6 protein-coding genes and 1 tRNA gene are annotated in these 9104 nt (G+C 48.8%); all 7 read left to right on the top strand.

The genetic code is table 11. The features are described from left to right. Window positions 1–2264, top strand: a 2264-nt coding sequence (locus tag OEV79_11650; protein MDH4212090.1) for a class I tRNA ligase family protein, incomplete at its 5' end; no start/stop codon positions are given. A gap of 58 nt (window positions 2265–2322) precedes the next feature. Continuing rightward, window positions 2323–3228, top strand: a complete 906-nt coding sequence (locus OEV79_11645; GenBank protein ID MDH4212089.1) for a prenyltransferase — start codon at window positions 2323–2325, stop codon at window positions 3226–3228. Between the two features lie 9 nt (window positions 3229–3237). Next, window positions 3238–4479, top strand: coding sequence for a radical SAM protein (locus tag OEV79_11640; protein ID MDH4212088.1), 1242 nt, complete (start codon window positions 3238–3240; stop codon window positions 4477–4479). Then, a complete protein-coding gene (locus OEV79_11635) occupies window positions 4457–5449 on the top strand; it encodes a polyprenyl synthetase family protein (protein MDH4212087.1) in 993 nt (330 codons plus the stop codon). The genes OEV79_11640 and OEV79_11635 overlap by 23 nt, the downstream gene beginning before the upstream one ends. Before the next feature lie 293 nt (window positions 5450–5742). After that, window positions 5743–5816: transfer RNA gene (locus tag OEV79_11630), tRNA-Arg, on the top strand. A gap of 359 nt (window positions 5817–6175) precedes the next feature. After that, entirely contained in the window at window positions 6176–6841 is a 666-nt protein-coding gene (locus OEV79_11625) for a tetratricopeptide repeat protein (protein ID MDH4212086.1), read from the top strand. Between the two features lie 62 nt (window positions 6842–6903). Next, complete coding sequence (locus OEV79_11620) at window positions 6904–8970, top strand: glycoside hydrolase family 57 protein (GenBank protein MDH4212085.1); 2067 nt, start codon at window positions 6904–6906, stop codon at window positions 8968–8970. Window positions 8971–9104 lie beyond the last annotated feature (134 nt).

Here is a 9104-nt window from a genome sequence, read left to right as displayed (position 1 = left end):
AAGAGGTCAGCGAGACCGAGGGGACCGGTCTTGTTCATATCGCGCCGGGCTGCGGAAAAGAGGATTTTGCGCTCGGAAAAGAATTCGGACTGAAGACGATCGCGCCGCTCGATGAACTGGGCGTTTACATGGAAGGCTTTGACTGTCTTTCGGGCAAGGACGTCGGCGACGTGGCTGAGGTAATAATCGAAGATCTAAAGAAACGCGATATGCTCTATGCGGTTGGAGATTATGCCCACCGGTATCCGGTTTGCTGGCGCTGCGACAGCGAGCTCGTGTTCAGACTCGTCGACGAGTGGTTCATTTCTATGGACGCGCTGCGTGACGAGATCGCAGAGGTAGCGAAGAAGGTCGAAAAATGGATCCCCGAATTCGGTCTCGCCCGTGAACTGGACTGGCTGAAGAACATGTCTGATTGGTGTGTATCAAAGAAACGCTACTGGGGTCTTGCGCTGCCGATCTGGAAATGCAAATGCGGTCATTTCACGGTGATTGGCAGCCGTGATGAATTGAAGGAGAAAGCAGTCGAGGGTTGGCAGGAGTTTGAGGGCAATTCTCCGCACCGTCCCTGGATCGATAAGGTTAAGATCAAGTGCGAAAAATGCGGTGAAATGGCTTCACGTATTCCTGATGTTGGTAATCCCTGGCTCGATGCGGGTATTGTTCCTTATTCGACGATCAGACCACCCGATGATATGTACAATTTATCCAATGGCTACCCTTTTGATAAATCATACTGGCGCGAGTGGTTTCCCGCTGATTTCATTACCGAGTGTTTTCCAGGGCAGTTCCGTAACTGGTTTTATGCAATCCTCACGATGAGCACGGTGCTGGAGAATAAACCGCCGTTCAAGGCGCTCATGGGTTACGCCTCGCTGCGCGACGAGAATGGTCAGGAAATGCACAAGAGCAAGGGTAATGCGATATGGTCTGACGAAGCTGCGGAGAAGGTCGGCGCCGATGTCATGCGCTGGTTGTTCGCCCGGCATAATCCGGTGCAGAATTTGAATTTCGGTTATGGATTCGCCAGTGAGATCAAACGTACTTTGCTTACTATGTGGAACGTCTATTCATTTTTCGTGACCTATGCTAATATTGATGGGTTCAATCCAACTGGCAAGAAGATAGATGAAAAACAACTGACAAAACTTGACCGCTGGATACGCTCACGCACGAATTCGTTTGTCAGGGAATGCGATTCGTACTACGAGGCATATGACATAACATCGGTTGCCAGGACGACCGAGGACTACTTTGATGACCTTTCGAACTGGTATGTGCGGCGCAACCGCCGGAGGTTCTGGAAATCGGAAAGCGACGAAGACAAGACGACGGCTTATCTTGTATTGTACGAGTGCCTGGTCAAACTGGTCAAACTGATATCGCCGATCATGCCTTTCCTGACCGATGAGATCTATCAAAATCTTGTTGTGCAGGTCGATCAAAATGCACCGGAGAGCATCCACCTCTGTGATTTCCCCGACAGCGAGAAGCGACTCGTGGACGAAAGTCTTGAGCGGGAGATCAGGCTGACGAGGACCATTGTATCGCTCGGCCGCTCGGCACGGAGCAAGGCGAACATGAAGATCAGGCAGCCATTGTCTGAGATAGTAGTCAGTATTCCGAAAGACGACCTCAATCTCACCGAGGACGACAAGGCGATCATTCTTGAAGAACTCAACATAAAGAAATTTGGTTCGTCAGGTCCGAGTGCGCTTAATAGAATTTTCGAATACAGCGTGACGCCGCTGTTCGATCGGTTGGGACCCAAATTAGGCAAGAATATAAACAAGGGAGCAAAGTGGTTAAGATCATTGAGCCAGAAGGATATCGAGAAGCTGATAAAATTCAAATTCTTGAAACGTGAGATCGATGGCGAAATATATGAGATAGCGGACAGTGACGTTGAGATAAATAAAGTTGAAAAGACCGGATGGTCGGTCGCAACCGAAGATGAATTTGGTGTCGCTGTTCGCACAGAAATAACCAGCGAATTGGAGAATGAAGGTTTGATCAGAGAACTCATTCACAAGATACAACTCATGCGCAAGGAAGCCGATTTCGATCTTGTCGACAGGATAAAGATCTTCTACGAAGCGAATGCCAAATTGAGGGATGCGATAAATGACAACCTTGATTATCTTAAGAATGAAACACTAGCCGTTGAGGTATCTGCATCTGCTCAGCAGGGTGATGTCTCGCAAGTATTGAATATCAACGGAATAGAAACAAAGATCGTGCTTCAGAGAATTAAAGAAGCTTGACGCGCAGGCAGTCTTTTTCCGTAATAGCGGGGTTATTAGTCAAACAAAGTGTAAAAGAATGACTAAAATACAGGCGTGGCTCGCCCTTTCCCGGCCGCCATTTCACACGGTAGGTGTTCTGCCATTCATTCTCGGGACCGTGCTCGCAAACAAAACTCAAGGAGTGTTCAATTTCCAGGTGCTGATGCTCGGGACGATCGGTGTTATTTTGATCATGCTTTCTACTTATTATGGAGGAGAATACTGGGATTATGTTGAAGATACTCTTTCGGCAAGGAACAGACCGAGCAAATTTGCCGGCGGTTCTGGCGTTCTTCAAAAAGGAATTCTGCCGAGACGGGTTGCACTCTCTGCCTCGATTGCGAGCTTGTCATTGGCTTTGGTCGTGGGTATCGTGCTGCAATTCGTATACAGAACCGGGCCGTGGACATTACCATTTGGTGTGGCAGGGATGTTTGCCGGATTCTTCTATTCGGCACGGCCGATACGCTGGGTGCGCACCGGACTGGGAGAGTTTTTGATCGCCTTCTGCTACGGCTGGCTTCCTCTGGCAGTGAGTTTTTATTTGCAGGCAGGACGTATTCTTCCTCTTGTTCACTGGATGGCGGTTCCAATCGGGCTCACGATTTTCAATGTTATTCTGCTCAATGAATATCCTGATTACGAAGCGGACATGGCAGCCGGCAAAACGAATATGCTCGTGAGATTGGGTAGGAAGCATGGTGCTTATGTTTACAGCATCGCTGGCATCGGCGGTATATTGTCTTTCATTCTCTCGTTAAACCAGAGAGTTCCCATGAAAGCACTGTGGCTTTATATACCGGTTGCGGCTGTCTCATTGGCACTCGTTGTACTGGTCATGCAAGGACGCTGGGGAAACAGGCAGACACTCGAAAAGCTTTGCGGCGTGAATATCCTTGTTAACCTTGGCACCACCGCGTCCTATATTGTAGCATTTACGTGAGATATGGGAATGACCTCGTCCATTAGAAAATCGCGAACGAAACGTCAGGTGAAACCATACTGGTGGCCGCCGAGTTTGATCTTTCGCCAGGCAGCGAGCGCGCTTGCAGTCGGTACCCTCACGCGATGGCGCAAGCTGCCCCGTTGGTTCTTGAGATACGGGATCAGGTGCCTGCCCGGCGCCGGGGGTTCGCGCGGCATGGGTTGTATTGGTTTTCCAGACCATCCGGTCTGGGAGATGACTACTGCGTGTAACTTGAATTGCGTGCACTGTCATACTGCCGGCGGCGAGCCTGGCGCTGATGAGCTGACCACGGAGCAGGCAAAGCTTTTGTTGGACGATCTATCACGTGTGGGGAATTTCCGGATGATGGCATTCACGGGTGGCGAGCCTCTGATGCGACCTGACCTGTTTGAACTTCTCGCTTATTCCGGGGAACTGGGATTTACTAATACAATTGCAACCAATGCTACACTGATCGACGATAAGGTTGCGCGGCGCTTGCGTGACCACGGTGTAGTAATAGCGGCGGTCAGTCTTGATGGCTTCACCGCAGAAACACATGACAGGGTGCGGGGCATGACCGGTTCTTTTGACGCGGCAGTGGAAGGCATGCGTGCCCTGACGGGCGCAGGGATTCTATTGCATATCAACATTACAGCAATGGAATACAACATGAATCAGTTGAACCGGCTCATGACGCTCGTTGACGACCTGGACACGGGGATTCTTCTCATCTATCAGTTAGTGCCGGTCGGTAGGGGCCGCAGCATCGAGAAAGCGGCTCTGGGAAAGGACGCCAATGAATGGCTGGCAAATTTCATGGCGCAGGCGCAGGGGCAGACTAATGCGATAATGGAGCCGGTTGCCGGTCCTCAATACTGGCCTTTTCTGCTCAACCGGGCGCGCATTTCTAGCGGCATGGCTTTGTACATGGCTGAAAAAGTGTTCCACGGCTGCTCTGCCGGCCGTGGGTTTGTCTACATAAAGCCGGATGGCGCGGTCTGGCCATGTCCATTCATTGAAGTGAGTTGCGGTAATGTCCGCGAAAATCCTTTCATGGATATCTGGACTGGATCAAAAATCTTGAATGAATTACGGCGTCGGGAATGGCTGCTCAAGGGACAGTGTGGTGAATGTCAGTATCGCAGAATGTGCGGCGGATGCAGGGGCCGGGCATGGGCTTCGACCGGGGATTATCTTGCTGAGGATCCGTGCTGTTTTGTTCATGCAGAAGATGGTAGAGGTTAGCATGCCAGAGGACAGGTTGCATACAATACTCACGCCGGTAAACAAAGATCTGAACAAGATCGAGACGATAACAAATGGTGTCGGCTCTGGCGTCCAGGTGCCACTCAGTTCCATGCTGGAGTATTCACTTGGCGGTGGTAAGAGATTGAGATCCGCCCTGGTTGTTTTGACCGGTAGTTTGTACAAAGTCCAAAAGCGGAAACTCCATATTCTTGCTGCAGCCGTAGAAGTGTTACACAGCGCGACTCTGATACATGATGACCTCGTTGATAACTCACTTTTGCGCAGGGGACATAAGACGCTTAATGCGTTATGGCCGCCGGGCGCCACAGTTCTGGCCGGAGATTATCTTCTCGCACGGTCGGTTTCGTTGATTGCAGAACTCGAGAATCCTGATATTCTCGGTGTGTTTGCCGAGGCATTGTACACGATGTCGGCCGCGGAAATCACCTATCATTACTCGAGACAAAACAAGAAAACCCGGGATGTTTATTTTCGCAGCATTGATGCCAAGACCGCATCGCTCTTTTCCGCTGCCGCGCACATGGTCGGTTTGCTGGCAGGTAGTACAAAAACCGATATCGCATCATTGAGTATGTTCGGCCGGGAGTTCGGTATTGCCTATCAGATCGTTGATGACGTACTGGACTATGTCGGAACCGAGAGCCAGCTGGGCAAACCAGCAGGCAGTGATATGGTTGATGGGGTGATTACCTTACCGGCTATTTGTTATCTTGAACGGCATCCTGATGACAAAAGTATCGACAGGATCATATCTGGAAAGATGGATCGCAGAGAATTGAGTACTTTCCTCACAATGGTGCGTGAGTCAGGCGCAATTCAAGATGCACTGGAAGAAGCAAGGGCGCATACGCGCAAATGCAAGGGTGTATTGGCAAAACTCCCGGCTGGTAGGCCGCGCCAGTCCCTTATGGATTTGCTCGACTACATCGTGGAAAGAACCCATTAAGCGGGGACACACATACACTTCCTTGCTGAAAAACGGAAGTTTACGCCGGATCGCGAATTCTACATCAGCGACATCAATGAGCCAACGTTAGTAGCGCAATTAGCGATAATAACGATCCCAACGTCTCTTTTTGTCCAGAAGTGTTAAAAGTTTATGCCTGTCCCCATTAAACTCCTTATGCAATTGACTAACCATCCAAAATCACTATAATCTACTGATAACGGACAGGAGATAACCGATGACAGTACCGGATATAGTTATCTATCATCTGTTATCAAAGGGTGTGTCCCATTACCCCTGTAGCTCAGCTGGATAGAGCAGCGGTTTCCTAAATCGCAGGCCACCCGTTCGAATCGGGTCAGGGGTATGCGAATTCTACTCGCATTTGTTGGATAATGCGATTTTAGAATTCAGCATCCCGCATCTTTTCTGGCGCGGACATGGTGGATATCGGAGATCTATCCGTACATAGTGCGCGCCTATTAGGAAGTCAAAGCGCCGGATTCAAAAGGTGCGGGGTAAGAAGGAAACGGGAGGATCCCGTACCTTTTCGGGCGTTTCGATAAGGGTAAGTTGAGCGAGCTTTTGTGAATAATGCGGATAGCGGAAACTTAACTTAACGTTTCAGCAAAATGTGAGGGATGAAATTGCCTGCCCGGGATTTCTCGGGCATAGGTGCGGGGCAGGAAGGGAAAGATAATTATCGGAAGGTGAAAGGAATTTATCATGAGACAAATTAAAAGAGGGCATTACAAAGAAGACGAGTTCCAGAGCACGATGGAAAAGGTGATGAAATACATTGTCCGGCATCGTGAAAAATCGATATTCATCGGGGTGGTTTTTGTTGCTGCGGTTGTGTTGGTAATATTTTTCATCTCGCGCGGCGAACAAACTCATCCTCAGGCTGACCTACTCCATACCCAGGCATTGGGCTTGATGTCGACCGGGAGAATTCAAGAAGCCGAGGGTGTGTTGACCGAATTGACTCAACAGTACGGGAACACGCGTGCGGGGAAGATCGGCCTTTATTATCTTGGTGTCCTGACGTATCACACAGGCAGGTTCGATGAATCGATCGATTTCTTCGATAGATTTCTCGCTGCGGAGAAGAATGACTACTTGCTCCGACCTTCGGCCTTGATGGGTGCGGGAAATGCAGCTGAAGGTACGAAAGATTATGAACTCGCAGCGAAGTATTACGAAAAATTGATGCGTGATAAAGATGCGCCGCTGCAGGTCTACGGCACGCTCGCATACGGCCGCGTCATAGGATTACTCGGCGATACCGAGAAAGCCCGGAAGATCCTGCAGGGCCTGGTCGATAGTGAACCTCCCCCTCCTAATGATGTCGCGGCGGACGCACGGTTCTATTTGGGTTATTTCAACAAATAGGCCATTCCGTCGGCAGAGAATTTGCCGTGACAATGTTATCTCAACCTTCATAGACCACGCGTATGCATAATAACATATCGGTCGCTTTTATCTGGCATTTCCACCAGCCGATGTATACGGGTCCTCAGGGCAAAATCCTGCCATTACCGTGGGTGAGACTGCATTGTCTGAAGGACTACCTCGATATGTTGAAGAACGCGCAGAAATTCCCGGAGTTCAGGCTGACCTTCAATTTCACACCGTCATTGCTACTGCAAATAAAGGACTACATTTCAGGTGAGATCACAGATGAACAATTCCTCTTGTTCAAGAAAAAGCCTGAGGAACTTTCGGATGAAGAGAAGATCCAGATACTGCGCGATTTCTTCCTGGCGAACTGGGACAAAATGATAGGTCCTTACCCAAGATATCTATCGTTGCTACTTAAACGCGGCAAGAATATTGTTGAGGACGAATTACCATCGATAGCCCAAACCTTCACTTCTGCTGAGTGGCGTGATCTGCAGATGTGGTCAAATCTTGTGTGGGTCGATCCAATATTCCGTGAAGAAATCAAGGACCTGTATGAAAAAGGAAAGAACTTCAGCGATGGAGACAAGGATAGATTGATCGGACTTGAGAATAAGATAATGGGTTCGATATTCGACGAGTACAAAAAGGCATTTGATGCAGGGCAAATAGAACTGACAACATCACCGCTTTACCATCCGATCTTGCCCTTACTTGTGAACAGTGATCTTGCCAGGGTATCGAATCCGAACCTGAATATTCCTCTAAGGTTCGCGCATCCAGAAGATGCTGAGAATCAGATAGCAGAAGGCATAAAAGTATTCGAGGATATTTTCGGCCGGAAGCCAAAAGGCATGTGGCCATCTGAAGGCAGTGTTTGTGAAGAATTGATGCCGATGTTTTCAAAATTGGGCATCAACTGGGTGGCGACAGATGAAGAAATACTCGCTCGGAGCACGAAGCGTTCATTCTACCGTAATGATAAGGGTGTGCCCAACTATGCGGATCTTCTGTATAAACCGTGGAAGTACAATGGCGTGAACTTTGTGTTCAGGGATCACATTATCTCTGATTTGATAGGTTTTACTTACTATGCGTGGGACCAGGAGAAGGCGGCACAGGATTTTGTCGAAAGGATGAAGAGGATCAGCAATCAACTTCCTTCTTTTGACAAATTTATTGTGTCGGTGATACTCGATGGTGAGAATGCGTGGGAAGCTTATGCAAATGACGGAACCCAGTTCTTCGAGGCGCTTTACGGCGAACTTGTCAAGCAGAATATCCCGACAACTACGGTGTCCGGATTCTTGGAGGAACACGGGGTCAAGAATGAATTGCCCTCGCTTTTTCCCGGCTCTTGGATCGGCGCAAATTTCAATATCTGGATAGGCCAGCCCGAAGACCATATTGGCTGGAAGATCATCGAAGACGTAAGGCAGAAATTGACAGCAAGGGATATTACGGACAAAGAAATATGGAACCGTCTGTATATGCTCGAGGGTAGTGATTGGTTCTGGTGGTTTGGTTCAGGTCATGTCTCAGCCACGACCCAGGTTTTCGATGAATTGTTCAGGCAGCACACGATATGGATCTATCAGAAGATCGGCGAGGAGCCACCTGTTGAACTGTATTCGCCGATCCAGCAGAAAGCCGAGGTTTTTTCCTGCCAGCCGATAGACAGGATCAGTCCGGTGATCGACGGTCGTGTTACCAATTACTACGAATGGTACAATGCCGGCTATGTTGATATAAAACGCATGGGCGGCACGATGCACAGGTTTGCCGGTTTGTTCTCGCGGGTTTACTGCGGCTTCGATGATAAAAATCTGTATATCAGATTCGACATTGAGTACGAAGATATCTCTGCTTACGAGTATCGTATCAGATTTTTCACTCCAAAGGATGTAGAGTTAGCTGTTTGTGAAGGCAAGAATTTCATCTGTGTTATTGATAAAGTTGGAGAAATGTCTATTCCGCTCGGGGACTTGAATGTCGATGACCAGAGCATGGTGGAGTTCATGATCGATGCCAAACAAAAAGGCGTTGAAATAGACCGCACTCCGTGTTTGAAGTTCAACGTCAAACTCAAAGATGTAAGACTGCAGAATTGGACTGTTTGATTCGGCAAAGCCGTATCAAACAAATCCAAATAGCAAAAACATATAGTACATCATCGAAAATTACAGCCATTCAAGGTCATTGCGAGGAGTGCCGAGCGTGCCGAGGGACGACGAAGCAATCACAAAGCGCAAAT

The organism is candidate division WOR-3 bacterium, from assembly GCA_029858255.1.
Taxonomy (GTDB): domain Bacteria; phylum Hydrothermota; class Tepidihabitantia; order SM23-42; family SM23-42; genus SM23-42.
This window is presented reverse-complemented; position numbering and strand designations above follow the sequence as displayed.

Coding starts and splice junctions, on each gene's coding strand:
- OEV79_11620 (MDH4212085.1), top strand. CDS start 6,904: ATGCATAATAACATATCGGTCGCTTTTATCTGGCATTTCCACCAGCCG.
- OEV79_11645 (MDH4212089.1), top strand. CDS start 2,323: ATGACTAAAATACAGGCGTGGCTCGCCCTTTCCCGGCCGCCATTTCAC.
- OEV79_11635 (MDH4212087.1), top strand. CDS start 4,457: ATGCAGAAGATGGTAGAGGTTAGCATGCCAGAGGACAGGTTGCATACA.
- OEV79_11640 (MDH4212088.1), top strand. CDS start 3,238: ATGACCTCGTCCATTAGAAAATCGCGAACGAAACGTCAGGTGAAACCA.
- OEV79_11625 (MDH4212086.1), top strand. CDS start 6,176: ATGAGACAAATTAAAAGAGGGCATTACAAAGAAGACGAGTTCCAGAGC.